This window comes from Stenotrophomonas sp. ISL-67, assembly GCF_018612915.1.
GTDB lineage: Bacteria > Pseudomonadota > Gammaproteobacteria > Xanthomonadales > Xanthomonadaceae > Stenotrophomonas.
On record NZ_JAGGRL010000008.1, the window covers coordinates 1 to 25142 of the forward strand.

The following is a 25142-nucleotide window of genomic DNA, read 5'->3' on the forward strand; positions in this document are numbered from 1 at the left end:
CAGGATCGCGCCGTCCATCTGCGCAGCACCGGTGATCATGTTCTTGACGTAGTCAGCATGGCCCGGGCAATCAACGTGGGCGTAATGACGGTTTTCGGATTCGTATTCGACGTGTGCGGTCGAGATCGTGATGCCACGCGCCTTCTCTTCCGGCGCCGCGTCGATCGCGGAGTAATCCTTGAACTCGCCACCGAAGCGCTCTGCACCGATCTTGGTCAGTGCGGCGGTCAGCGTGGTCTTGCCGTGGTCGACGTGACCGATGGTGCCGACGTTGACGTGCGGCTTGGTGCGCTCGAACTTACCCTTGGCCATGGCTGCTTATCTCGAAATCGTCTGAATGGTGGCGCTTGGATGGTGCTCACGAAAGGAATCGAACCTTCGACCTCCTCCTTACCAAGGAGGTGCTCTACCGACTGAGCTACGTGAGCGAGTTTTGAATTATGGCACGAATTTGAATATATTCAAATCCATTCAATGGAGCGGGAGACGGGGATCGAACCCGCACCATCAGCTTGGAAGGCTGAGGTTCTACCATTGAACTACTCCCGCAGCGGAAGCTCTTGCCACAACCTGAAACTGGTGGAGGGAGGTGGATTCGAACCACCGAAGGCGTAAGCCAGCAGATTTACAGTCTGCCCCCGTTGGCCGCTTGGGTATCCCTCCTTACCACCCTGTCCCGTGGCGCCGAAGCGTTTTCGGTGTGGGGTGGAAGAGCCGTGAATTTTGGGGGGTGAATGCGGGTTCTGTCAACAATCTTTTTGAAATTTTTCACACCAATCGCAAATTTCCCCGGCGATACGACCTACTGGTCCGGAAGTGCCAGCGTTTCATCGTCGAAGATCGCCACGTGGGGCACTCCATCGGCGCCGATCCAGCCGCGGTACATGCCCTGCGTATTGAACGGCGTGGCGGCACGCCCATCGGCGCCCAGCACGATCGCACCGCCGTCGCCGCCCAGTGTGGGAATGCGCGCATTGATCACTTCGCGCCCGGCCTCCTCCGGGCTTTGCTTGAGGTACTGCATGCGTGCGCAGATGTCGTGCGCGGCGGCCGTGCGGATGTAGTACTCGCCCCATCCGGTGCCGGACACGGCGCAGGCGGCATTGGCGTAGGTGCCGGCGCCGATGATCGGCGAGTCGCCCACGCGCCCGTAGCGCTTGTTGGTCATGCCGCCGGTGGAGGTTCCGGCGGCCAGGTGGCCCTGCGCATCCAGTGCCACGGCGCCGACGGTGCCGAAGTGGCGGGCGGTTTCCAGATCGGCGTGGGCCTGGCCGCTGGCCTCTTCCTTCAACGCTCGCTGCAGCTGCTGCCAGCGCTTTTCCGTGCGGAAGTAGGACGGGGCGACCACGGTGATGCCCTGGCGGGTGGCGAAGAGCTCAGCGCCCTCGCCCACCATCATCACGTGCGGCGAGTGCTGCATCACCGCCTCGGCGAGCAGGATCGGGTTGCGGACGCGCTGCACGCCGGCCACCGCACCGGCCTTCAGGGTGGCGCCGTCCATGAGCGCGGCATCCAGCTCATTCCGCCCGTCATGGGTGAACACCGCGCCTTTGCCGGCATTGAAGGTCGGGTCGTCCTCCAGCACGGTGATCGCTGCGGTAACCGCATCCAGCGCAGGTTTGCCGGCCGCCAGCACCGTGTGGCCCTGGATCAATGCCTGGCGGAGTGCCGCGCGGGCCGCCTTTTCGTCGGCCGGGGAAAGGTCCTTGCGCTGCACGCCTGCCCCGCCATGGATGACCAGGACCGGCTCGGCAGCCAGGGCGACCGGGCTGAGCAGGCACAGCGAGAGAAGGAAGGCGGTTCGGCGGGACATGGCGGTGACCGGGTTCGGGAGACCGTTCATCATGCCGGAGAGACCGCGAAGTGCCGACTGACGGTTGGCACCTACCAGGAGGCCGGAAATCTGGTAGGTATCGACCGTTGGTTGATACCTCGTTACCTGAAGGCCGCCCGCTGGCGGCGGACGTAAAAAAGGCGTTAAATGCGCGCCGTCCGTTCACCGATGTGAATGGGGGTCAGGGCCTCCCTTGAGGTCTACTTTTCTTCTTGAGAATTCTCATGCATAAACAGGCGATGGCGTGGTCGATCCAGCTGGCGTTGCTGGGCGTGGCCGCAACGGCGGCGGCCCAGGCCCCGACCGCTCCCGGCGTGCAGCAGCTGGACACGGTCCAGGTCACCGGATCGCGCATTCCGCGCGCCCAGGTCGAAGGCCCCGCCCCCGTGACGGTGATCACCGCCGAACAGATCCAGGCCAGCGGCTTCACCAGCGTGCCGGACGTGCTTCGCTCGATGACCCAGAACGGCGGTGAGACCCAGAGCCAGCAGTCGGCCAGCGGCGCCGACTTTTCGCCGGGTGCGCAGCAGGTCGACCTGCGCGGGCTGGGGCCCAACCACACGCTGGTGCTGGTCAATGGCCGCCGCATCGCCGACTTCCCGATGCCGTTCCAGGGTCGCAGCAACTTCACCGACGTCTCCAACATCCCGCTGGGCATGATCGACCGGATCGAGGTGCTGACCGGCAGCGCATCGGCCATCTATGGGTCGGACGCCATTGCCGGCGTGGTCAATTTCATCCTGAAGAAGCAGGTGGATGGCACCACGGTGGATGTGCGCATGGGCACCACCACCGAAGGCGGTGGCGAGTCATTCGACATGAGCGTCGCCAGCGGCTTCGATTCCGGCCGGTTCAGCGCGGTTTACAGCCTGGAGCTGCAGTCGCAGACGCCGCTGTGGGCCTATGAGCGTGCGCAGCAGGATTCCACCCTCGACGCCCCCACCGAAAGCGCCCGCGCCGCACGCCGCGCCTACCTGCGTACCGATTACAACGACGATTACCTGGACCCGGGCCAGGCCACCTGCGATGCGCTGGCCGGGCAGAACAAGGGCAGCACCTACCATGCCGAACGCCCGCGCTATGGCTTCTACTGCGGCAGCGACCGTTCGATCGGCTATGGCACGATCCTCAGCGAGCGCCGCGGTGCCAATGGCTATGCGTCGCTGCGCTATGGGTTTGAGAATGGCGCCGAATGGTTCGCCGACGTGCAGCTGGGCTACCACGACATCGCGTTGATGCGCGATGTGACCCAGTGGGGCCTGATGGCGGCCGATGGCAACGAGGATGGCTATTTCCACAACCAGGCCACCGGTCAGGTGGAGTTCTGGCAGCGCCAGTTCTCGCCGGAGGAAATGGGCGGGCTGCGCAACGGTATGGTCCGCAGCACCCAGAAGACCTTCAGCGTCACCACCGGGTTCAAGGGTTCGCTGGGCGCGGCCTGGGAGTACGAGGTGTCGCTGAGCCACTCGCAGTACCAGTCGTCAATCCGCTGGCCGCAGATCATCGCGGCCAAGGCCAATTACCTGTTCCTGGGCCCGCAGCTGGGCGAGGACGACGATGGCTTCCCGGTCTACAACGCCGATCCGGCACGCCTGTACCAGCCACTGACGCGCGCCGAATACGATTCGATCGCCGCACGCACCACCTATACGCCCAAGTCGCGTACCGATACCGCGGCTCTGACCCTGACCAACGGCGAGCTGTTCGAGCTGCCCGGCGGCAAGGCGGGCTTTGCGGCCACGGCCGAGTTCGGCAACCAGTCCTACGCGCTCAACCCCGATCCGCTGGCGACGGAGTACTACTACTACAGCTGGAAGGATTCGGACGGCCACGGCAGCCGCAACCGCTGGGCCACGGCCGCCGAGCTGCGCCTGCCGCTGCACGACACACTCAACGTGAGTGTTGCCGGGCGCTTCGACCAGTACCGCTATTCGGGCAACACGATCGGCAAGGCGACCTGGAGTGGCGGCATCGAATGGCGCCCGATCGAGTCGCTGCTGGTGCGCGGCTCGTACGGCACCGCGTTCCGCGCGCCGGACCTGCACTACGTATACGCCGGCCCGGGCAACGATGAGACCAGTGCGAACGACTACTACGCCTGCGCGGTGGACGGTGCGGATGACTGTTCGGATTACGAGGAGAACCTGATCCGCACGCGCGAGGGCAACCGCCAGCTGGACCCGGAAACCAGCACGTCGTGGAGCGCCGGGTTGGTATGGTCGCCCGCGGTAGGCCTGGACCTGTCGGTGGACTGGTTCGACATCGACATGCGCGACCAGGTGCAGGACATGGACGTGAGCACGATCCTGCGCGATGAGGCGGCCTGCCGCCTGGGCGGCGCGGACGCAACCTCGCCGACCTGTGTGGATGCGATCAACCGGGTCACCCGCACCAGCGACGGGCGCCTGTACGGGGTGCACGTGAGTCCGATCAACATCGCGCGCGAGACCACGCGCGGCATCGATGTAGGCCTGCGTTACCGCCTGGCCACCGGCATGGGCGATTTCATCCTGAGCGGCAGCCACACCTGGGTGCAGCGCCACGATTTCCAGCAGTTCGTGGGCGATGCGGTGCAGGACCAGTTCGCGGTCAATAGCGGCTTCGACATTCCGCGCACCAAGACCAGTGCGAGCGTGACGTGGGAAAACGATGCATGGTCGGCGACCTTGTACGGTTCGCGCCTGGGCAAGCTGCCGACGTTTGACAGCTATGACCAGAGCTTCGATTGGGAAAGCGGCGACAGCCCGTGGATGAAGGCGACCTACCGCTACAACCTGTCAGTGCAGTACCGCTTCGACGACCATTCGCGCCTGTCGCTGTCGGTGGTCAACCTGTTCAACAAGATGCCGCCGAAGGATGCGACGTATACGTCGTACCCGTACTACGACGTGTCGTGGTTCGATGCGGTCGGCCGCCAGTTGAACCTGCAGTACACGCACAAGTTTGGTGGGTCTGCGCTGTAACGGATTGCATGATTCACGTAGAGCCGGGCTCTGCCCGGCTGCTTCATGCATCTGGGCGAACAGCCCTCGTGCAACGATCGTCTGGCTTGGCGGGACGGTGCGGGTTTCCGGGGGACGCCGTAAACCCATCCATGGGGGCTTGTAGAAAACATCCATGTTTTCTACACCCCCGGAAACCCGCCCCGACCCACCTTTTGACCGGGTGTCGTTGCCATGGGAAACGCGGGTGACGGCCGTTGGCCGTCATTCGCGTTGATTGAGGTCATGCGTTACCGGGCGTTGATGGGTTCACGGCGGTTGTCTGGCGACCAACCCTACCCACCCAGCCGCCGACGACATAGTGACGCGCCATGCGCGTCTGCTCGCCCATGGCCACCCCCGCTGGCCCAGCTCAGACCATGCCTCGGCCCAAGGCTGTTGGCCCAGATGCATGAAGCAGCCGGGCAGAGCCCGGCTCTACGGGTCGCCTGCAACTGCATTGGCGCTTGGAGCCCGGAAGTTTTCCACACGGCACGTGGAAAGCGATGGGAGTTTGTTGTGGACAAGTGCGGTGAAGCTTGGCGCGCAACGGTTTTGAAGCGTGGCCAATTATTGTCCAAACGCAAAACGCCCCGCACTGGGCGGGGCGCTTTGGGAACCTCTCCGCGAGTGCGGGTCAGACGTTGAAGCGGAAATGCAGGATGTCGCCTTCCTGGACGCGGTATTCCTTGCCTTCCAGGCGCAGGCGACCGGCTTCCTTGGCACCGGCTTCGCCCTTGTACTTGATGAAGTCGTCATACGCGATGGTCTCGGCGCGGATGAAGCCCTTCTCGAAGTCGGTGTGGATCACCGCAGCGGCCTGCGGCGCGGTCGCACCCTTGCGCACGGTCCACGCGCGGACTTCCTTCACGCCAGCAGTGAAGTAGGTCTGCAGGCCGAGCAGGCTGTAGGCCGCGTTGATGACGCGGTTCAAGCCCGGCTCGGCCAGGCCCAGGTCGGCCAGGAAGGTGTCGCGGTCTTCGTCGTCCAGCTGCGAGAGCTCTTCTTCGATCGCGGCCGAGACCGGCACCACCTGCGCGCCTTCGGCCGCGGCGCGGGTGCGCACGGCGTCCAGGTGCGGGTTGTTCTCGAAGCCGTCTTCCAGCACGTTGGCGATGTACATCACCGGCTTGAGGGTGAGCAGGAACAGGTCGCGTACCAGCGCCTTTTCCTCCTCGTCCAGCCCGGCGCTGCGCCCGGCCTTGCCGTCGGCCAGGGCGGCCTGCAGCTTGGCCAGCACCGGCTTGCGTGCTGCCGCTTCCTTGTCGCCGCCCTTGGCGGCGCGCTCGGCGCGGTTCAACGCCTTCTCCACGCTGTCCAGGTCGGCCAGGGCCAGTTCGGTGTCGATGGTGTCGATGTCCGACAGCGGGTCGACCTTGTTGTTGACGTGGATGACGTCGGCGTTCTCAAAGCACCGCACCACGTGGGTGATCGCGTCCACTTCGCGGATGTGGGCCAGGAACTTGTTGCCCAGGCCTTCACCGCTGGCGGCACCGGCCACCAGGCCGGCGATGTCGACGAACTCCACGGCGGTCGGAATGACCTTCTGCGGGTTGATGATCGCCGCCAGTTCGTTCAGGCGCGGATCCGGCACCGGCACGATGCCGACGTTCGGCTCGATGGTGCAGAACGGGAAGTTGGCCGCAGCAATGCCCGCCTTGGTCAGCGCGTTGAACAGGGTCGACTTGCCGACGTTGGGCAGGCCGACGATGCCGCATTTGATACCCATCTTTGACAACCTCTGGGGTGAAAATGATTGGGGAAACCGCGACGTTGGGCGCGGCTTTTCCGATCATTCTCCGTACCGACCAACGGTCGGCACCTACCATCCGGTCCACGGCCGTTCGAGGCCGGGAGCATTATTTCGGGGTGTGCAGGCGTTTCATCGCCTCACTGTAGTCGCCACGCACGGCCAACGGCAGTACATCGATCGCATCATCGATGGCATGCCCGATCAGCACGTCATCGTCCTTGCTGGCGCGGCCGAGTACCCATGGCACCACGCGGTCCTTGTGACCGGGATGGCCGATGCCGATGCGCAGGCGATGGAACTTTCCATGGCCGAGCAGGCGGATGGTGTCGCGCAGGCCGTTCTGGCCACCGTGGCCGCCATCGAACTTCAGCCGGGCCACGCCGGGCGGCAGGTCCAGTTCGTCGTGCGCCAGCAGGGTTTGCTCGGGCTCGATCTTCCAGAAGCGCTGGGCAGCGGTGACCGACTTGCCACTGAGATTCATGAAGGTGGCGGGCTTGAGCAGCCACACCGGTTGCCCGGCGATGTCGACCTTGGCAGTCTCGCCGAACAGCTTGCTGTCCACGCTCCAGCGCGCGCCGGCCTGTGCGACCAGGGCATCAATGAAACGAAACCCGGCATTGTGCCGGGTCTGGGCGTGCTCGGGTCCGGGGTTGCCCAGGCCAACGATCAATCGCAATCCTGTCATCGCTCTTCTTCGTCGGTACCGGCCCTGTGCCGGCCCATACAGAAACGACGCCTGCCCCGGAGGACAGGCGCCGCAACCGGTTACTCTGCCGCCGGCGCTTCTTCGTCGGTCGTGGTGCCCTTGGCGGCCTTGGCGGTCACGACGGCATCATCGTGGTCCTTGCCCAGGGCCAGGACCGGCATCTCGACGCCCTTGGGCAGCGCGATGTCCGACAGCTTGATGATGTCACCGACCTTCAGGGTGGCCAGGTCGACGTTGATCGATTCCGGCAGGTCCTTCGGCAGGCAGCTGATGGTCACTTCCTTCAGTTCGTGGGAAACCACGACGTCGGCAGCCTTGCCGGCCGGCGAGGCATCTTCGTTGAGGAAGTGCAGCGGGACGCTGGCCGTCAGCTTCTCGTTCTCGTTCACGCGGAGGAAATCGAGGTGCATGATCAGCTGCTTGTGCGGGTGGCGCTGCATGTCACGCAGCAGGACCTTGGTGATCTGGCCGTCCAGGTTCAGGCTCAGGATCGACGAGTAGAACCACTCGTTCTGCTGGGCAAGCCAGGTGGCGTTGTGGTCCAGGCTGATGGCAACCGGCTCGGCGTTGCCGCCGTACACGATGGCCGGGATCACACCGGCGTGACGCAGGCGGCGGCTCGCACCCTTACGCTGCAGTTCACGCTTGGTGACCTTGATTTCATGGGTCTTCGACATTTTCTTTCTACCAGTTGTTGCCTTGCCGGAATGGCTTGGCGATGAAAGGCACGTCCGCGACCAGACGTACCGAAAAAAAATCAATCCACGTACAGCGAGCTGACCGATTCGCCGAAGGCGATGCGGCGCATCGTTTCGGCCAGCATTTCCGCCACGCTGAGCTGGCGGATCTTGCTGCACACGCGCGCTTCTTCACGCAGCGGGATGGTATCGGTCACCACCAGCTCATCGAGCTGGGAGTTGTTGATGTTGTCCACCGCCGGGCCCGAGAGCACGGCGTGGGTGCAGTACGCGGCAACCTTGAGGGCGCCACGCGCCTTCAGCGCCGCGGCGGCCGCACACAGGGTGCCGGCGGTATCGACGATGTCATCGACCATCACGCAGGTCTTGCCTTCGACGTCACCGATGATGTTCATCACGGTGGACACGTTGGCGCGCGGACGACGCTTGTCGATGATCGCCAGGTCGGCATCGTCCAGGCGCTTGGCCACTGCGCGCGCACGCACCACGCCACCCACGTCCGGGGACACCACGATCAGGTTTTCGGTGCCGTAGGCGCGCCAGATATCGGCGAGCAGCAGCGGCGAGGCATACACGTTGTCCACCGGCATGTCGAAGAACCCCTGGATCTGGTCGGCATGCAGGTCCACCGTCAGGACGCGGTCGGCGCCAACGGCGCTGAACATCTTGGCGGCCACCTTGGCGGTGATCGGCACGCGCGAGGAGCGCATGCGGCGATCCTGGCGCGAGTAGCCGAAATACGGCACCACGGCGGTGACACTGTTGACCGAGGCGCGCTTGAGCGCATCGATCAGGACCAGCAGTTCCATCAGGTTCTCGGCGCTGGGCGCGCAGGTCGGCTGGATCACGAAGACGTCCTGCTTGCGGACGTTTTCTTCGATTTCGACCTGCACTTCACCATCGGAGAAGCGCGATACCAATGCCTTGCCCGGCCGCACCCCCAGTTCCTTGCAGATGCTCTGTGCAAGGCGCTTGTTGGCGTTGCCGGAAAATACCAGCAGGTTGGGGTGTTCTTGCATCATGACGGTCTCGGGCGGGAGCGATTGGCGGAGAACTCTGCCGCCGGCGCCCGAGGACGTCTGCGGTGACAACACCGCGGCCGGTCAACCGTTTCCGCGCAGCATGCGCATGGAACACGGTTGACGTCCGCAAGTGGCAGGGGCGGGAGGATTCGAACCTCCGAATGCCAGGATCAAAACCTGGTGCCTTGGGCCTCTTGGCGACGCCCCTGCATCAAAATCAATAACGCTCGAGTACATCAAGCAGTGGCGAGCGCTCCACGCCCGCAGCCACCCATGCCCGCAGTTCCTCCGGCAACTGCGCCAGGCCCTGCTCTGCAGCAGCGCGCGTGGCGAACTCGACGAAACAACCGCTTCCCGACCCGGTGAGTCGTGCCCGGCCAATCCTGTCCAACGCGATGAGCACTGCCTCGACGGCAGGTTCGCGACGGCGCAGTACCGGCTCGAACGCATTCCCGAGCAAAGACCCGGAAGCGAAGTCCGCTATTTTCGCTACTGGGACGTCGCGCGTCAAATCGGAACTGGCAAAAAGTGCAGCGGTGGGCACATGGACGCCGGGGTCGGCGATCACATACCAGGCTGGCGGCAGCGCCAGCGGGGTCAGTTGCTCCCCCACCCCTTCCGCCCAGGCGTTGCGGCCGCGCACGAAGACCGGGACATCCGCACCCAGCCGGAGGCCCAGTCCGGCCAGGGCATCTTCGTCCAATCCCGCCTGCCAGAGGTGGTTCAAGGCCACCAGCACGGTAGCTGCATCCGAAGACCCGCCGCCGAAGCCGCCACCGGCGGGAACGCACTTTTCGACGGTGATGTCCGCACCTTGGGCGATGTTTGCGTGTTCTTTTAGAATAAGCGCGGCCCGGACAGCCAGATCATCAGCCTCGGCCACGCCCGGCACGGAGGGACCTTCGCGGCGGACCTGACCGTCTTCACGCACGCGCAGCCACACCCTGTCACCCCAGTCCAGCAGCCGGAACACGGTCTGCAGCGCGTGGTAGCCATCGGCACGGCGGCCGGTGATATGCAGGAACAGGTTCAGCTTGGCCGGCGCCGGCCACCACGACCCGCTGGCGTTCAGGTCCGGGGCGCTCATGGGCTGCCCAGCACCCAACCATCAACCAGCAGGCGCACCTTGGCGTCGCCATTGACCGCTTCGATCCGCCGCGGCAGCACCGGACGATCGCCTTCGGCCGGGTACCAGTCCAGGAACTGGATGTCCCAGCCCATCTGGCGGACCCGGCGGGGCCGGCCTTCGGCGTCGCGATCAATCCGCTCCGCCCCCATCGCACCTTCGGCGACCAGGCCGCGCACCCAGTCCGGCAACTGGTTGACCGGGATATCCCAGCCCGTGGCCTCCAGCAACACCTGCTGCGCATCCTCGCCCTGGCGGGGACCACCCTCCACGCCATCCAGGCGCCCGCTCCGGTTCTGGCTGTCGCCGCTCAGGGTCCAGCTCTGCCGGGTGACCGGCGCGCTGAGCGACACCACGTACTGGCGTGCCTGCTGCTGCCAGTCGATTCGGCCACTGCCGCCGTTGCGTCCCTTGCTCACCGCTACCCGGCCCTGGAACGACCACGCCGGCTGCACGCGCAGCGCGGCCACGCGCGCGGCCTCGACCTGCTGCGCCTCCGCGCTGACCGCGGTCACCACCTCGGGCGCGGCCGGAGCCTTGCGCGCATCCAGCGATACGCAGGCCGACAACGACACAGCCATGGCCGCTGCGAAGGCGACCTTCAGGGACATCATGTTCATACGCCGTATTTCTCGATCACGCGCTGCAGCGCACGGTTTTCCGGGTCCAGCCTGCGCGCTTCATCGAAGAAGCGGCGGGCCTCGTCCTTGCGGCCCAGCACCCACAGCACCTCGCCCACGTGCGCGGCGATCTCCGGGTCCTTGGCCAGCGTCCAGGCGCGGCGCAGCTGCACCAGCGCTTCTTCGTTGCGGCCCAGGCGGTAGAGCACCCAGCCGTAGCTGTCGACGATGGCGGCGTTGTCCGGCTCGGCCACGCGGGCGCGGTCGATCAGCTCCAGCGCCTCCTGGTATCGCGGGGTGCGGTCGGCCAGGGTGTAGCCCAGTGCATTGAGCGCCGCCACGTTTTCCGGTTCGGTCACCAGGATCTTGCGCAGGTCCGCTTCAGCGCGCGGCACGTCGTCGCGGCGCTCCCAGGCCAGCGCACGGGCATACAGCAGTGCGTTCTCGTCCGGGTAGGCGGCCAGGCCACGGGCCAGCGCGTCCAGCTCACCCGGCAGGTCATTGCCGCGCTGGCGCAGCTCCGCTTCAAGCAGGTAGGCATCGCGCCGCGCTTCATCATCGATCATGGCGTCCGACTGGATCGCATGCACCCCGGCGAAGGCCTTGTCGGTCTGGCCCAGTTCGTATTGGGCGCTGGCCGCGCGCAGGCGCGCTTCGGCACGCTCTTCGCCACCCGGTACGCTGAGGTACCAGTCCACTGCTTCGGCATGGCGCTTGAGGTACTCGGCGATCTTGCCCAGCAGCAGGCGCTGCGCCGGATCCGGCTTGGTCGCCTGCTTTGAGAGGTCGGTATACAGCGCCAGCAGCGCCGCGTCGTCCTTCTGCTTGGCCAGCAACGAGGCGCGCATGCCCCAGGTCTGCACGTTCTGCGGGCCGACCGCGAGCACGCGCTCGGCCGATCTGGCATCGCCCATGGCATCGTAGGCGATGGCCACGGCATTGCGCAGCTCCGGGTCATCGGCGGTGCGCGGCTCCACCGCACGCAGCGTGCCCAGCGCTTCTTCGGTCTTGCCGGCCTGGAACATCAGGCTGGCATTGAGCAGCGCCACACGCGGCTCGCCGGGGAAACGGCGCACCACTTCATCCACCATGCGCCGTGCCAGCTCGGGCCGGTCCATGCGCATGGCCAGCCGGCCGAATTCCTGCCAGGGCTCGAGCTGGTTGGGGATCGCGTTGTCGTCGACCAGCCGGCCCAGCACGTCTGCGGCAGCGGCAGGGTCGCGGCCACCGCCGATCAGCGCGGCCAGCGCGAACTTCCAGCCACGCGGGTCCGGGTCACGCAGCAGGATGGCCAGCTCGGTCCTCGCGCCCTTCACATCGCCCTTGCGCAGGTCCAGCGCGGCGGCGCTGCTGCGCATGGCCAGCGAGCGCGGCGCACGCTTTTCCCACAGCGCCAGTGCGCGCGTGGCGCGCTTGTCATCGTCGGCGAGCATGGCGATCCGGGTGGCCCGTTCGGCCAGGCCGGCATCGTCACGGCCCGCCTCGGCGGCCTCCAGGTACCAGCGCGCGGCCTCGGCCAGCTTGCCGGCCTGCAATGCGAACTCACCGGCCATGACCGGGGTCAGCGACGCCGGCTCGGCCGTTGCCGCCGTTGGGGTCCGCAGCCGGGCAGAGCCCGGCTCTACGTCGGCTGCCAGGGCCTGGGCGGCGGCAAGGGACAGCAGCAGAACGCTGGAGATGCGAATCAATGCGGGCATCGGGGGCTTCTGGCCTTAAAATGACGACTTGAATGGCCAGCAGCTTATCGCAAGCAACTGAACAATGACCCTGTGGGTGCTCGGACTGAATCACCAGACCGCGCCAGTGGAACTGCGCGAACGCGCGTCCTTTGGCGGCGACGCCCTGTCCCAGGCATTGGCGTCGTTGCGCGATACCCCGCAGGTGGCCGAGGCGGTGCTGCTGTCCACCTGCAACCGCACCGAGCTGTATGCCGTGGCCGAGTCGGGCGAGGCATTGGCGCAGTGGCTGGAGTCGCACGCCGGGCAGCTGCAGGGCTATCTGTACCAGCACGCCGATGCCGATGCCGTACGCCACCTGTTCCGGGTCGCCACCGGGCTGGACTCGATGGTGCTGGGCGAGCCGCAGATCCTGGGCCAGGTGAAGGATGCGTGGGCGACCGCGCGCGACCACGGCCTGCTTGGCCAGCGTCTGGACCGGCTGTTCCAACAGACCTTCTCGGTGGCCAAGCGCGCCCGTACCGATACCCGCGTGGGCGCCAACCCGATCTCGGTGGCCTCCACCGCGGTACGCCTGGCGCAGAACTCGTTCGCGCGGCTGGAAGATTCCACCGTACTGCTGGTCGGCGCCGGCGAAACCATTGAACTGGCCGCCCGCCACCTCAGCGAAGGCCGCGTACGCCGGCTGCTGATCGCCAACCGCACCCTGGCCCATGCCCAGGAGCTGGCAACCCGCCATGGTGGGGTGGCCCTGCCGTTGACCGAACTGGAGCGCCACCTGGGCGAAGCCGATGTCGTGTTCTCGGCCACCGCCGCGCGCGAGCCGGTGATTTCCAAGGCCCAGATCGCCACCGCGCTGCTCTCGCGCAAGCACAAGCCGATGCTGTTGTTCGACCTGGCGGTACCGCGCGATATCGAAGCCGGGGTCGGCGACCTGCAGGATGCATTCCTGTACACGGTCGACGACCTGGAGCGCGCGGTGGAAGACAACCGCCGCAGCCGCCGCGAGGCCGCCGCCGAAGCCGAAGCGATCATCGACCTCCAGGTATCGCGTTTCGTCGAGACCCTGCAGGCCAACGCACACCAGGCCCCGCTGCGCCAGCTGCGTGCATACGGCGAAGCGACCCGGGTGGAAATGCTGGACAAGGCACGCCAGCAGCTGGCCCACGGCAAATCGCCGGAAGAAGTACTGGAGCTGCTCGCGCACGGCCTGACCAACCGCCTGCTGCACCCGCCGACCGCCGCGCTGCGCGCGGCAGCGCTCAGCGGCGATACTGAACTGACCCGCGCCGCCGAGCGCCTGTTCCCGGCCAAGCCGGGCTACCAACACCCTGCCGTGAGCAACGATGACGCCGACCCTGCGCCGTAAGCTGGAAGCACTGGCCGAGCGCCGCGAAGAACTCGAACGCCTGCTGGCCGACCCGGACGTGGTCGGCGACAACGAGCGGTTCCGCAATTTCTCGCGCGAGTTCGCGCAGCTTCAGCCCATCGCCACCGCGCTGGACGACGAAGCGCGGGCGCTGGCCGACCTGGCCGCCGCCGAAGCGATGCGCAGCGATCCGGACCTGCGCGAGCTGGCCGAAGAGGAAATCGCCGCGGCCCAGGAGCGCCTGCAGCAGTTGGACCATGACCTGGCGCTGCTGCTGGTGCCGCGCGACCCACGCGACGAGGGCAACCTGTTCCTGGAAGTGCGTGCCGGTACCGGCGGCGACGAGGCAGCGATCTTCGCCGGTGATCTGTTCCGCATGTACGCGCGCTATGCCGAACGCCAGGGGTGGAAGGTCGAGGTCGAATCGGACAATCCCGGCGAGCACGGCGGCTACAAGGAGATCGTGGCGCGCGTGGTCGGCCGCGGGGCGTATTCCAAGCTCAAGTTCGAATCCGGCACCCACCGCGTGCAGCGCGTGCCGGCCACCGAATCGCAGGGTCGCATCCATACCTCGGCGGCTACGGTGGCGATCATTCCCGAAGCCGACGAGGTCGATGACATCGTCATCAACCCGGCAGATCTGAGAGTCGACACGTTCCGCTCGTCCGGCGCCGGTGGCCAGCACGTCAACAAGACCGAATCGGCGATCCGCATCACCCACGTGCCCACAGGCGTGGTGGTCGAGTGCCAGACCGAACGCAGCCAGCACGCCAACCGCGACAAGGCGATGAAACGGCTCAAGGCACAGCTGCTGGATGCCGAGCGCAGCAAACACGCTGCCGCCACCGCCGAAAGCCGCCGACTGCAGGTTGGCAGCGGCGACCGCAGCCAGCGCATCCGCACCTACAGCTTCCCGCAGGGCCGGATCACCGACCACCGCGTGGAAGGGCTGACCCTGTATGACCTGCCCAACATCATCGCCGGCGAGCTGGACACACTGGTGGAGCGGTTGATCCAGGAACACCAGGCCGACGAACTGGCCCAGCTGTCCGCCGGCGCGTGAGCATGGACCCGCAGCGTGACCAGTTGCGCAGCGCGGTGCAGCGCCAGCCCCAGGACTTCATCGCCTGGGTGATGCTGGCCGATGCAGAGCTTGAAGCCGGCGACACCGCTGCCGGCGACCACGCTGCCTCGCGCGCGTTGCAGCTGCGCCCGGGCCACCCCGAAGCGCTGGCCCGGCTCGGCCGCAGCCGCTGGATGCAGGGCCGGCATGGCGAGGCGGCCACGCTGCTGCGCCAGGCCGCCAACCTGGTACCCGAGCACCCCGGCATCGCGCTGTGGCTGGGCCACGCACTGGAAGACGCCGGCCAGCCCGAAGCCGCCGCGGATGCCTACCGGCAGGCGCATCGCCTGCTGCCGGGTGAGCCCTACATCACTGCGCAGCTGCTCAACTGGCAACGCCGGCTGTGCGACTGGCGCGGGTTGGAGCCGCTGTCCAACCAGGTGCGCCAGGCCGTCGCGCAAGGTGCGGCGGTGGTCGAGCCGTTCGCGTTCCTCAGCGAAGACGCCAGTGCCGCCGAGCAGCTGGCGTGTGCACGGCAACGCGCGGCGGGTGTTGCCGAAGGGCTGCGTGCGCTGCCGGCCACGCAGGTCCGCCGCGATGGACAACTGCGCGTGGGCTTTCTGTCCAATGGCTTCGGCGCGCACCCGACCGGGCTGCTGACCGTGGCGCTGTTCGAGCAGCTGCACGCGCTGGGCGTGCTCGAGCTGCATCTGTTCGCCCTCAACGGAGAGGATGGCAGCGCGATCCGCGCGCGCCTGCAGGCCGCCGCCACTGCCTTGCACGACGTGTCAGCGCTGCCGCATGCGGCGATTGCCGCGCGCATCCGCGACGCCGGCATCGATGTGCTGTTCGACCTGCGCGGCTGGGGCGGCGGTGGCACGCCCGCGGTGTTGGCCATGCGCCCGGCACCGGTGCAGGTGAACTGGTTGGCCTATCCGGGCACTTCGGGCGCGGCGTGGATGGACTACGTGCTGGCCGATGACTACGTGCTGCCGGCTGCGCTGGCGCCGGCCTTCAGCGAGCAGGTCCGGCACCTGCCCCGCGCGTTCCAGCCTTCGGACAACACCCGCGTGCTGGATCCGGCGCCCGGCCGCGAGGCCTGTGGCCTGCCCGCGCAGGGCGTGGTGTTCTGCTGCTTCAACAACAGCTACAAGCTCAACCCGCGCAGCCTGCGCCGCGCGTTCGCGGTGCTGCAGGGCGTGCAGGGCAGCGTGCTGTGGTTGCTGTCCGGCCCGGGCAATGCCGACGCGCGGCTGCGCACCGCCGCGCGCGAGGCTGGGCTGGATCCGACGCGGCTGGTGTTCATGCCCAAGCTGCCGCATCCCACCTACCTGGCGCGCTACCAGCATGCCGACCTGTTCCTGGACACGCACCCGTACAACGCCCACACCACCGCCTCCGATGCGCTGTGGGCCGGCTGCCCGGTGCTGACCTGCCCGGGCGCGACGTTCGCCTCGCGCGTGGCCGGATCGCTCAACCACCACCTGCAGCTGCCGGCGATGAACGTTGCCGACGACCGTGCCTTCGTTGCAACCGCGATCGCACTGGGCAACGACACCCAGGCACTGGCGGCGCTGCGGGCCACGCTGGCCCAGCGGCGTTCCGACAGTGGCCTGTTCGACATGGCCGGCTTCGCGCGCGACTTCAGCGCCGAGGTACAGGCCATGGCGAAACTGCACGGCTGGCAACACCGGTAGCGCCGGCCGTTGGCCGGCCCAGGCGATCCGCGGCCCGGCCGTACCGGCGGGTATTCAGGGATTTCCGAATCCACCGCGGTGGATTGATCCCAATGGGCACGTGGTTGATTGATCCCAACCCCAATGGCCCCATGGTTGATTGATCCCAATCCCAATGGGCCCGTAAAAATTCGTAGCCCCGGCCGTTGGCCGGACACCGCGCGCGGCGCGGCCCAAGCGTCCGGGGCCGGTGTTTCGCCGCTCGCGGCCAACACCCCGGCGTTTACACGTTCCGAAGCCGCCCGTCGGGCGTTCATGACGCCGGAACGAAAAGCAGCCGGCCAACGGCCGGTGCTACCGTCGGCTTCGGATCGTCTAAACGCCGGACGGGTCACCGGGGCCGCATCCCGCCGCCTCCGGACGCTTGTGCCGCGCTGCGCGCGGTGCCCGGCCAACGGCCGGGGCTACGAATTGATACGTGCGCAGGAAGATTGGGATCAATCAACCAAGAGCGAAGGCATCACCGCACGATTTTTTCGATATCCGCCGCTGTCACCGGGCCCAGGAATTCCTTGGCGACCTTACCATCCGGCGCAATCAGGTATGTCAGCGGCAACCCGCGCGGTACGGCGAAATCTTCCGGGGGGTTGTAGGTGTCCACGATCACGATCGGATAGGTTACCGGCAGCTTCTGCAGGAAGGCCTTCATCTCGGCCGGTTCGATGTCCTCGTAGGCCAGCCCGACCACTTCGATCTCTTCGCGCATGGCATGCAGCGCCGCCAGCTCCGGCATTTCCTTGCGACATGGTGCGCACCAGGTCGCCCAGAAGTTCACCACTACCCATTTGCCACGGTGCGCCGCCAGGTCATAGGTGCTGCCATCGAGGGCGGGAAGCACCAGCCGCGGCTGGGCCACGGTCTTGCGTTCCAGGTCGGGCGTGGCCGCATCGACGGCCGGGGTCGTCGGTTCTGCTGTGGGCGCCGGTGCCGGTGCTGCCGTTTCGGGCTGCGGCGCCGGCTTGTTGCAGCCAGCCAGGGCCAGCAGGCCTGCGGCCAGGAGCAATGGCTTGAAGGTCATGGGGTGTCTCCATTCGGGGAATAGATATCGCTGACGCGGCGCTTGAGCAGCTCGCGCAGGGGCAGGCGCAAGGCATCCAGCGCCGCCACCGAGGCGGAGCCAAGGCTGTCGTCGCGGTACGGCAGGTAGGCTTCCTTGACCGGAATGCGCAGCTGCGTGCATTCGTACAGGTCGGCCAGGGTGAGTTTGTCCAGGTCGCGGGAAAGCAGCCACTCGCCCCGCTCGTCGCGGCGCACCACGCGGATCGCTTCCAGGTCGCAGAGCATGCTCTGCAGCAGCGAGTCGGTCAGCATCGGTTCCAGCCGCAGGACCTCGTCTTCGTCCAGCCCGCGACCGTCCACGCGCGCCTGGTGGAAGCGCCCGATGAGACGCAGCAGCCCATACAGTTCATAGCCGGTGGGCAGGCGCAGGTCGGCCGGCTGGTAACGGAATGCGGCGATCGACGAGGCCAGCGAGGCGCCCAGCAGCACCGACACCCAGCATAGATAGATCCACAGCAGCAGGATCGGCACGAATGCCACCGTGCCATAGAGCTTCTGGTAGGACTGGAAGCTGCCAAGGTAAGCGCCCATGCCCCACTTCACCAGTTCCAGCATCACGGCAGCGAGGATCGCGCCGGGGATGGCATGCCGCCACTTCACGGTGTGGTGCGGCACCACGCGGTACACCAGCATGATGCAGACGAACTCGATCAGGATCGGCGCAATGGTGAGCGAGGCGTTGGCCAGCAGGCGGCCTTCGCTGGTGCCGAACAGCGGCAGCGCGAACACCCGCGCCGACACGGCCAGCGAGGCGGCCGCCAGCATCGCGCCGAGGGTGAGTACGGTCCAATAGACCAGGAAGCGGGTGAGCTTGGGCCGCGCCGAACTGACCCGCCAGATCTGGTTGAAGGTCTGCTCCACGCTGTTGAGGGTGATCAGCAGCGACACCACCAGCGCGATGAAGCCGGCGGCGGTGAGCTGGCCGGCGCTGGCCGAGAACTGGCGCAGGTAGCCCTCGGCCGCGCGCGCGGCATTGGGCACGAAGTTGGAGAACACGTAGTCGCTGAGCGTGTCGCTCCAGCGATCGAACACCGGGAACGCCGAGAGCACCCCGAACACCACGATGGCCAGCGGCACCAGCGCGAACACGGTGGTGTAGGCCAGCGAGGCGGCAGCCTGGAACAGGCGGTCATCGAGGAAGCGACGCCACAGGAAGCGACCAAAGCTGGCGGTGCGGGCGCGGTCGCGCACGCGTTCCATCCACAGGTTGAGGGTATCCAGGGGTTCCATCGTGGCAAGCGTACCTGAAGCCGGGTGGAGGCAATGCCATACTGCGGACAGACTGGACACAACGGAAGCGAGATGGCGGAGATCCTGGTGCTGTATTACAGCCGCGGCGGTTCGGTGGCGCGGCTTGCGCGCCAGATCGCGCGTGGCATCGGCGAAGTGCCGGGCATGAGCGCGCGCCTGCGCACGGTGCCGCCCGTGGCGGCGGTCACCCAGACCGCGCGGCCGCCGGTGCCCGATGACGGTGCACCCTACGTAAGCGTGGACGACCTGGCCGAATGCAGCGGGCTGCTGCTGGGCAGCCCTACCCGCTTCGGCAACATGGCCGCGCCGGTCAAGCATTTCCTGGACGGGCTGGGGGCCGAGTGGGTCAACGGCACGCTGGCCGGCAAACCAGCCGGGGTGTTCACTTCCACCGCTTCGCTGCATGGCGGCCAGGAATCCACGCTGTTGTCGATGCAGGTGCCGCTGCTGCATCACGGCTGCCTGATCGTGGGCATTCCCTTCACCGAACCGGCGCTGAGCCACACCACCACCGGCGGTACGCCGTACGGCGCCAGCCACGTGGCCGGCGCGGACGACAACCCGGTGCCGAGCGAAGATGAAGCCATCCTGGCGCGCGCGCTGGGGCGGCGCGTAGCCGATATCGCACGGCGGCTGGGATGAGCCCGCGCGTGCAGAAGTGGACGTTGGCCGTGCTGCTGCTGGCGCTGGCGGCGGTGTTCGCGACCTGGTTCGCGCACGACCGACACTGGCTGGCCAGCCAACTGGTCTTCACTGCCCCGCCACTGCTGCTGGCGCTTGGCGTGCTCACGGGCCGCGGCAAGGCCATGTTCTGGGCCGGGGTGCTGGCGCTGTTCTGGTTCAGCCACGGCGTGATGAGTGCCTGGAGCCACCCGGAAACCGCGCTGTGGGCCTGGCTGGAGCTGCTGCTGGCCCTGGCAGTGATCGGCGTATCCAGCGCCCCGGGCCTGCGCAGGCGGTTTGGGCGGACCCGGTAGCGCCGGCCGTTGGCCGGCCCAGGCGGTACGTGGGCCGGCCAACGGCCGGCGCTACCGACCTCGTCGCCGTATCATGTGCACCTTACGTGGCACCCCCGCGCGGCTCACCGTCAAACCAGGATTGCGGCAATGGAAGAACTACTGATCATCACCACCGGTGGCACGATCGACAAGATCTACTTCGACGACAAGTCGGATTACCAGATCGGCGATCCGCAGATCGGGATGATCCTGCGCGAGCTGGGCGTAACCTTCCGTTTCAACGTGATTCCGATCCTGCGCAAGGACTCGCTGCACATCACCGATGAAGACCGCGAGCTGATCCGCGCAACCATCGCCGCGCAGCCGACCCGCCACGTGCTGGTCACCCACGGCACCGATTCGATGGTGCAGACCGGCCAGGTGCTCAAGAGCATCCCGGACAAGACCATCGTCATGACCGGCGCGCTCAGCCCGGCACGCTTCCGCGGTTCGGACGCCGAGTTCAACATCGGCTGCGCGATCGGCGCGGTGCAGTCGCTGCCGCCGGGTGTGTACATCGCCATGAACGGCCGCATCTGGAATCCCGAACACGTGCGCAAGAACGTGGCCGCAAACCGGTTCGAGGACGCATGATCGCCTGTCCCGACGTATCCGGATCCCACCGGGAACGTAGCAATTCGTAGGGCCGGCCAACGGCCGGCGCTACCGAAAAGAGGCCCCGGCGTTGCCGGGGCCTTTTTTTCAATACTGCGCGGTCAGGGTCACGCCGAAGAAGGTGCTGTACGCCTTCACCCGGACGTGCCAGGTGCCTGCCGCCGGAGCGTTGATCGTGCAGGTTTCGTTGTTGCCGCTCAGGTACGGGCGGCAGGTGTACACGGTGTCGGTCGGCGCACTGCCCGAACGCACGTACAGGTCCGCATCGCCACTGCCGCCGGCGATGGTCACCTTCAACTGCGAGCGGCCCGACGGCACGGCCACGGTGTAGGCCAGCGATGCACCGCTGGAGGCGCCCAGGCCGGTGACCGGCACGTTGTTCTGCAGCGTGCCGGTGCCCGGGTTCGGGTTGGTCCCGCCCAGCGCGGCGGTAACAGCCGCGTTTGCATCGACGATGCCGGCACCGCAGCCTCCGGTGCAGGCACCCGGCAGGGCCCGTGCGGTGTTCTTGAGCAGCGTCTCGATGGCTGCCGGCGACAGCGCGGTCGGCGCGACCGACTGCACCAGCGCGACCACGCCGGCCACGTGCGGGGCCGCCATCGAGGTACCGTTGTAGGACGCGTAGGATGCGGTGCCCGGCACGGTGGTACCGCTGTTGAGGGTGGACAGGATCGCCTGGCCCGGTGCCGAAACATCGATACCGGCGCCGTAATTGGAGAAGCTGGCGCGGGCGCCCGCCGAGGTGGTGGCGGCCACCGCGATTACGTTGGCGCAGTTGGCCGGCATCGACGAGGACACATTGGTGTTGCTGTTGCCCGCTGCCACCACCACGGTGGTGCCACGCGAGACGGCGCCGTTGATCGCGTTCTGGTAGGTGGTCGAACAGGTGCCGCCGCCGCCCAGTGACATGTTGATCACTTCGGCCGGGTTGGCGTTGGCCGGCACGCCGCTGACGGTGCCACCGGAGGCCCAGACGATCGCATCGGCGATGTCGGAGGTGTAGCCACCGCACTTGCCCAGCACGCGCACCGGAACCACTTTGGCGTTGTAGGCGGTGCCGGCCACGCCGGTGGTGTTGTTGGTCACCGCCGCGATGGTGCCGGCCACGTGGGTGCCGTGCCAGCTGGAGTTGGAGGCCGGGTAGCCGGCACCGCATTCGTTGGCGGCGTACCAGTCGCCTTGGTCGTTGGCATTGTTGTCGCGGCCACCGCCATCGCGCGCCATCGCGGCATCGCTGATGAAGTCATAGCCCGGCAGGATGTTGGCGTTCAGATCCGGATGGCTGGTGATGCCGGTATCGATCACGGCCACCACCACGCCGGTGCCGGTGGCCTTGTCCCACGCCGGGCGTACGTTGATCGAGGCGTTGCTCGTGCCGAAACCCCACTGTTCGGACAGACGCGTGTCATTGGGCACCAGGGTGGCGTGCATCAGCTGGTCGACTTCGACGTATTCGACGTTCGGGTCGGCGGCCAGGCGGCGCATCAGCAGCTCCGATTCGGCCGTGTCCAGCGGACGGTCGGCCTTGACCACCGTCGGACCGATGGCCAGCTGGCGCAGCTTCTGCAGGCCCAGCGCGCGACCCTGCGTGGCCGGTACGGCCTGGGCGGCGGCCTTGAGCGAGCTGGCCAGCGCGGTGGGGGTGGCCACATCGGTGGCGCCGTCCTTGAACTTGACGATGAAACGCTGGTGGGTTGGTGCCGACGCCAGGCCACTCAATTGCACGTCACCGGCAAAGGCCGGCGCGGCCAGGAGCAGGGTTGAGAGAACCGAACCACCGAGTACAACCAAGGCACGCTGACGCAAGCGCTGCGAATCATGAGACATCGGAATTCCCTTTAGGTCTTGAGGAGCCGTCGAGGCGGCGTGGTGGGTTCGATCCGGCGCTGTGCAGAGATGGCTTGGATCGAACCTGGAAGACGGATCGGTTTTCCCCTGCAAAACCGCCCGACCCCGGACGCTAGTGGTTTCGATTCACCCCAACAACGTTTCAGCGCGCTTTCAGGATTGTGAAAGTTTCGATCTGAGACTTTCCGGGTCAATGGTTTGTGAATGTGAAGAAACCTGCGGGTAGGGAAATGGACAGCTCGCGCGTAATCCGTGTCCTGCGTCACTGTCTTGCGCGTCAATCGCAAGACATCGCTTGCGCAGCAATGGGTTAGCCCGGTTTGGATCGTTCTGAGCGGCCAGGGTGTGGCAGCCACGCAGGGCGTGGCTCTACGGCCTTCGGCCCGCCAACCGTAGAGCCACGCCCTGCGTGGCTGCGCGACCCATCCCAAATGAAAAGGCCCGCCTGTTGCCAGGCGGGCCTCGGTCTCTTGTTTTCCTGGGCCGGATCAGCCGTCCAGGCGCACCAGCCAGCCATGACGATCCGGCAGGCGGCCGTACTGGATGTCGGTCAGTTCCTTGCGCAGCGACATGGTCACTTCACCGGCCGGGGCAGCCAGGTCGCCCACGGAGAAGCCCTCGCCCTTGAGCTGGCCGATCGGGGTGACCACCGCCGCGGTACCGCAGGCGAACACTTCGGCAATCTCGCCCGAGGTCACGCCCTGCTTCCACTCGTCGATGGTCACCTTGCGCTCTTCGACCTTCATGCCACGGTCGCGCGCCAGCTGCAGGATGCTTTCACGGGTGATGCCTTCCAGGATGCTGCCGGACAGTTCCGGGGTCACCAGCGTGCCGTCCTTGTAGACCAGGAACACGTTCATGCCACCCAGTTCTTCCAGGTACCTGCCCTCGACCGGATCCAGGAACAGCACCTGTGAGCAGCCCTGCGCCTGCGCCTTCTGCTGCGGCAACAGCGAAGCGGCGTAGTTGCCGCCGCACTTGGCCGCACCCGTGCCGCCCTTGGCCGCACGCGCGTATTCGGTGGACAGCCAGATCGCCACTGGGGCCACGCCCTTGGCGAAGTAGGGGCCGGCCGGGCTGGCGATCACGTAATAGCCGGCTTTCTGCGCACCGCGCACGCCGAGGAAGGCTTCATCGCCGATCATGAACGGGCGGAAGTACAGGCTGGATTCGTCGGCCGACGGCACCCAGCTGGCATCCAAGGCGATCAGCTGCTTGAGCGATTCAACGAAGATCTCCACCGGCAGCTCCGGCAGCGCCAGGCGCTGCGCCGAGCGCTGCAGGCGGCGGCCGTTGGCGTCCGGCCGGAAGGTCCAGATAGAACCATCGGCGTGGCGGTAGGCCTTGATGCCTTCGAAGATTTCCTGGCCGTAATGCAGCACGGCGGCGGCCGGATCCAGCTGCAGCGGGCCGTAGGGGCGCACGCTGGCGTCGTGCCAGCCGGTATCCTTGTCCCAGCGCACTTCCACCATGTGGTCGGTGAAGTGCAGACCAAAACCGGGCGCGGCCAGGATGCGTTCGCGCTCCTCGCTGCTGCGCGGCTGGGCGGAACGGGTGGTGGTGAAGCTCACGGAAGACTGGGACACCGGATATTTCCTGTTCTGGTTACGGGATCAATTACAGCATGCCGGTTTCGAGGCGGGCGGCCTCGGACATCATGTGCTGGTTCCACGGCGGGTCGAACACCAGTTCGACATCGGCTTCGGCCACGGTCGGGATCATTTCCAGCTTGCTGCGCACGTCGTCGACGAGGATGTCGCCCATGCCACACGCTGGCGCGGTCAGGGTCATCTTGACGTCGACCTCGCGCTGGCCATCGTCCAGGTGCTTGAGCTCCACTTCGTAGACCAGGCCCAGGTCGACGATGTTGAACGGGATCTCCGGGTCGAAGCAGGTGCGCAGCTGCTGCCACACCAGCTTTTCGACCTCCTCGTCGGAGGCGTCGGCGGGCAGTTCCAGCGCCGGTGGCGGTTCCTTGCCCATGGCGTCGCCGTCCTTGCCGGCGATGCGGAACAGATTGCCTTCAACGAACACGGTATAGCTGCCACCCAGCGCCTGGGTGATGTACCCATAGCTGCCGGCCGGCAAAGTGACCGTTTCGCCCTGGGGGACCATGACGGCCTCGCAGTCGCGTTCGAAGTGGACGGGTTCGCTGCTACGGGAGTACATGTGGATCGATATGGGGTCGCGGCCAATTCCCGCAAGGCCGCCATTTTAGCCCAGCGGCCGCCCACGCGCCGGTCACCCCGCAAGCCGGTATCCTGTGGCGGACCAAAGGAAGAATGCATGCCGCCCACCTCTGCGCCCGCCAGGTCTTCTGCCTGGGTCTGGGCCCCGCTGTTTCTGCTTGGAATCGTCACGGCCACACTGGCCTGGTTGGTCATCGCACTGCTGAGCAGCCGCCAGGCGGGCTGGATGGCCGTACTGGCCGCGCTGGAACTGGGGTTCATGCTGCGCCTGGGCAAGCTGCGCGGCGGCCCGTTGCGGGTCACATTGACCCTGCTGGGAACCCTGCTGGTGGCGGCAGCCGCCAACTGGGGCATCGCCTCGGCCTATCTGGGCGGTTCGCTGGGACTGGATCCGTGGGATTCAGCGTTGCGGATGGGGCCGTTCATGGCGTTCACGTTGGTTCAGCTGGCCAACGGCGTTGCCGAATGGTTGTGGCTGGGGGTGGCGTTGGTCGTCGGGTGGTGGATAGCGAGGTAACGTTCGGCGATTGCGTGGGCCGGCCAACGGCCGGCGCTACGAATTGTTACGGGCCCATTGAAATCAGGATCAATCAACCGC

22 protein-coding genes and 4 tRNA genes are annotated in these 25142 nt (G+C 66.6%); 8 read left to right on the top strand and 18 right to left on the bottom strand.

What is annotated here, in order from left to right; all coding sequences use genetic code 11:
- The 5 genes from J7J08_RS09865 to J7J08_RS09885 all read right to left on the bottom strand — a co-directional run.
- Positions 1-312, bottom strand: a 312-nt coding sequence (locus J7J08_RS09865; protein WP_214904653.1) for a GTP-binding protein, incomplete at its 3' end; no start/stop codon positions are given.
- A gap of 40 nt (positions 313-352) precedes the next feature.
- Positions 353-428 (bottom strand) — tRNA-Thr (locus J7J08_RS09870).
- A 47-nt stretch (positions 429-475) separates the two neighbouring features.
- A tRNA-Gly gene (locus J7J08_RS09875) sits at positions 476-549 on the bottom strand.
- 28 nt (positions 550-577) lie between these two features.
- Positions 578-663, bottom strand: a tRNA-Tyr gene (locus J7J08_RS09880).
- 139 nt (positions 664-802) lie between these two features.
- A complete protein-coding gene (locus J7J08_RS09885; protein ID WP_214904656.1) occupies positions 803-1813 on the bottom strand; it encodes an isoaspartyl peptidase/L-asparaginase in 1011 nt (336 codons plus the stop codon).
- A 245-nt stretch (positions 1814-2058) separates the two neighbouring features.
- Here J7J08_RS09885 and J7J08_RS09890 point away from each other — a divergent pair, with 245 nt between their 5' ends.
- Positions 2059-4797 (top strand): TonB-dependent receptor, encoded by a 2739-nt coding sequence (locus J7J08_RS09890; RefSeq protein ID WP_214904659.1) that lies wholly within the window; start codon positions 2059-2061, stop codon positions 4795-4797.
- Between the two features lie 655 nt (positions 4798-5452).
- Here the strand turns inward: J7J08_RS09890 and ychF are convergent.
- From ychF to J7J08_RS09930, 8 genes are all read right to left on the bottom strand, one after another.
- Positions 5453-6544: a redox-regulated ATPase YchF gene (gene ychF / locus J7J08_RS09895; protein ID WP_214904661.1), complete on the bottom strand. Its 1092-nt coding sequence runs from the start codon at positions 6542-6544 to the stop codon at positions 5453-5455.
- 130 nt (positions 6545-6674) lie between these two features.
- The gene (pth, locus tag J7J08_RS09900; RefSeq protein ID WP_214904664.1) at positions 6675-7253 is read right to left on the bottom strand and encodes an aminoacyl-tRNA hydrolase; all 579 of its coding nucleotides are present in this window, start codon (positions 7251-7253) and stop codon (positions 6675-6677) included.
- Positions 7254-7333: 80 nt separating this feature from the next.
- A complete protein-coding gene (locus J7J08_RS09905; RefSeq protein ID WP_214904666.1) occupies positions 7334-7951 on the bottom strand; it encodes a 50S ribosomal protein L25/general stress protein Ctc in 618 nt (205 codons plus the stop codon).
- A gap of 80 nt (positions 7952-8031) precedes the next feature.
- A complete protein-coding gene (locus tag J7J08_RS09910; protein ID WP_026070235.1) occupies positions 8032-8991 on the bottom strand; it encodes a ribose-phosphate diphosphokinase in 960 nt (319 codons plus the stop codon).
- A gap of 134 nt (positions 8992-9125) precedes the next feature.
- A tRNA-Gln gene (locus J7J08_RS09915) sits at positions 9126-9202 on the bottom strand.
- A 9-nt stretch (positions 9203-9211) separates the two neighbouring features.
- Positions 9212-10081 carry a 4-(cytidine 5'-diphospho)-2-C-methyl-D-erythritol kinase gene (ispE, locus tag J7J08_RS09920; protein WP_214904668.1) on the bottom strand — a complete coding sequence of 290 codons (870 nt, stop codon included), beginning with the start codon at positions 10079-10081 and terminating at the stop codon, positions 9212-9214.
- Positions 10078-10740: a lipoprotein insertase outer membrane protein LolB gene (lolB, locus tag J7J08_RS09925; RefSeq protein ID WP_214904670.1), complete on the bottom strand. Its 663-nt coding sequence runs from the start codon at positions 10738-10740 to the stop codon at positions 10078-10080. The genes ispE and lolB overlap by 4 nt, the downstream gene beginning before the upstream one ends.
- The gene (locus J7J08_RS09930; protein WP_214904673.1) at positions 10737-12437 is read right to left on the bottom strand and encodes a tetratricopeptide repeat protein; all 1701 of its coding nucleotides are present in this window, start codon (positions 12435-12437) and stop codon (positions 10737-10739) included. The genes lolB and J7J08_RS09930 overlap by 4 nt, the downstream gene beginning before the upstream one ends.
- Before the next feature lie 64 nt (positions 12438-12501).
- Between J7J08_RS09930 and hemA the strand changes: the two genes are divergently transcribed.
- The 3 genes from hemA to J7J08_RS09945 are packed head-to-tail and all read left to right on the top strand — an operon-like array spanning position 12502 to position 16545.
- Positions 12502-13785 carry a glutamyl-tRNA reductase gene (gene hemA / locus J7J08_RS09935; RefSeq protein WP_214904675.1) on the top strand — a complete coding sequence of 428 codons (1284 nt, stop codon included), beginning with the start codon at positions 12502-12504 and terminating at the stop codon, positions 13783-13785.
- The gene (prfA, locus tag J7J08_RS09940; protein ID WP_214904677.1) at positions 13763-14848 is read left to right on the top strand and encodes a peptide chain release factor 1; all 1086 of its coding nucleotides are present in this window, start codon (positions 13763-13765) and stop codon (positions 14846-14848) included. The genes hemA and prfA overlap by 23 nt, the downstream gene beginning before the upstream one ends.
- Positions 14845-16545 carry a tetratricopeptide repeat protein gene (locus J7J08_RS09945; protein WP_214904679.1) on the top strand — a complete coding sequence of 567 codons (1701 nt, stop codon included), beginning with the start codon at positions 14845-14847 and terminating at the stop codon, positions 16543-16545. The genes prfA and J7J08_RS09945 overlap by 4 nt, the downstream gene beginning before the upstream one ends.
- A gap of 499 nt (positions 16546-17044) precedes the next feature.
- On the opposite strand, the gene J7J08_RS09950 is transcribed toward J7J08_RS09945, so the two are convergent.
- Entirely contained in the window at positions 17045-17602 is a 558-nt protein-coding gene (locus J7J08_RS09950) for a TlpA disulfide reductase family protein (protein ID WP_214904681.1), read from the bottom strand.
- Entirely contained in the window at positions 17599-18873 is a 1275-nt protein-coding gene (locus J7J08_RS09955; RefSeq protein WP_214904684.1) for a YihY family inner membrane protein, read from the bottom strand. The genes J7J08_RS09950 and J7J08_RS09955 overlap by 4 nt, the downstream gene beginning before the upstream one ends.
- A 72-nt stretch (positions 18874-18945) precedes the next feature.
- On the opposite strand from J7J08_RS09955, the gene wrbA reads away from it, so the two are divergent.
- From wrbA to J7J08_RS09970, 3 genes are all read left to right on the top strand, one after another.
- The gene (wrbA, locus tag J7J08_RS09960; protein ID WP_214904688.1) at positions 18946-19536 is read left to right on the top strand and encodes an NAD(P)H:quinone oxidoreductase; all 591 of its coding nucleotides are present in this window, start codon (positions 18946-18948) and stop codon (positions 19534-19536) included.
- Entirely contained in the window at positions 19533-19871 is a 339-nt protein-coding gene (locus J7J08_RS09965) for a DUF2069 domain-containing protein (RefSeq protein ID WP_214904691.1), read from the top strand. The genes wrbA and J7J08_RS09965 overlap by 4 nt, the downstream gene beginning before the upstream one ends.
- 129 nt (positions 19872-20000) lie before the next feature.
- Positions 20001-20486, top strand: coding sequence for an asparaginase domain-containing protein (locus J7J08_RS09970; protein ID WP_214904694.1), 486 nt, complete (start codon positions 20001-20003; stop codon positions 20484-20486).
- 108 nt (positions 20487-20594) lie between these two features.
- Here J7J08_RS09970 and J7J08_RS09975 read toward each other — a convergent pair whose 3' ends face one another.
- From J7J08_RS09975 to sufT, 3 genes are all read right to left on the bottom strand, one after another.
- Positions 20595-22334: a S8 family peptidase gene (locus J7J08_RS09975; protein WP_214904696.1), complete on the bottom strand. Its 1740-nt coding sequence runs from the start codon at positions 22332-22334 to the stop codon at positions 20595-20597.
- A gap of 509 nt (positions 22335-22843) precedes the next feature.
- The gene (locus tag J7J08_RS09980; RefSeq protein ID WP_214904699.1) at positions 22844-23941 is read right to left on the bottom strand and encodes a branched-chain amino acid aminotransferase; all 1098 of its coding nucleotides are present in this window, start codon (positions 23939-23941) and stop codon (positions 22844-22846) included.
- Between the two features lie 31 nt (positions 23942-23972).
- Positions 23973-24524 (bottom strand): putative Fe-S cluster assembly protein SufT, encoded by a 552-nt coding sequence (gene sufT, locus J7J08_RS09985; RefSeq protein ID WP_214904702.1) that lies wholly within the window; start codon positions 24522-24524, stop codon positions 23973-23975.
- A gap of 117 nt (positions 24525-24641) precedes the next feature.
- Between sufT and J7J08_RS09990 the strand changes: the two genes are divergently transcribed.
- Positions 24642-25061: a hypothetical protein gene (locus tag J7J08_RS09990; RefSeq protein ID WP_214904705.1), complete on the top strand. Its 420-nt coding sequence runs from the start codon at positions 24642-24644 to the stop codon at positions 25059-25061.
- Positions 25062-25142: the final 81 nt, after the last annotated feature.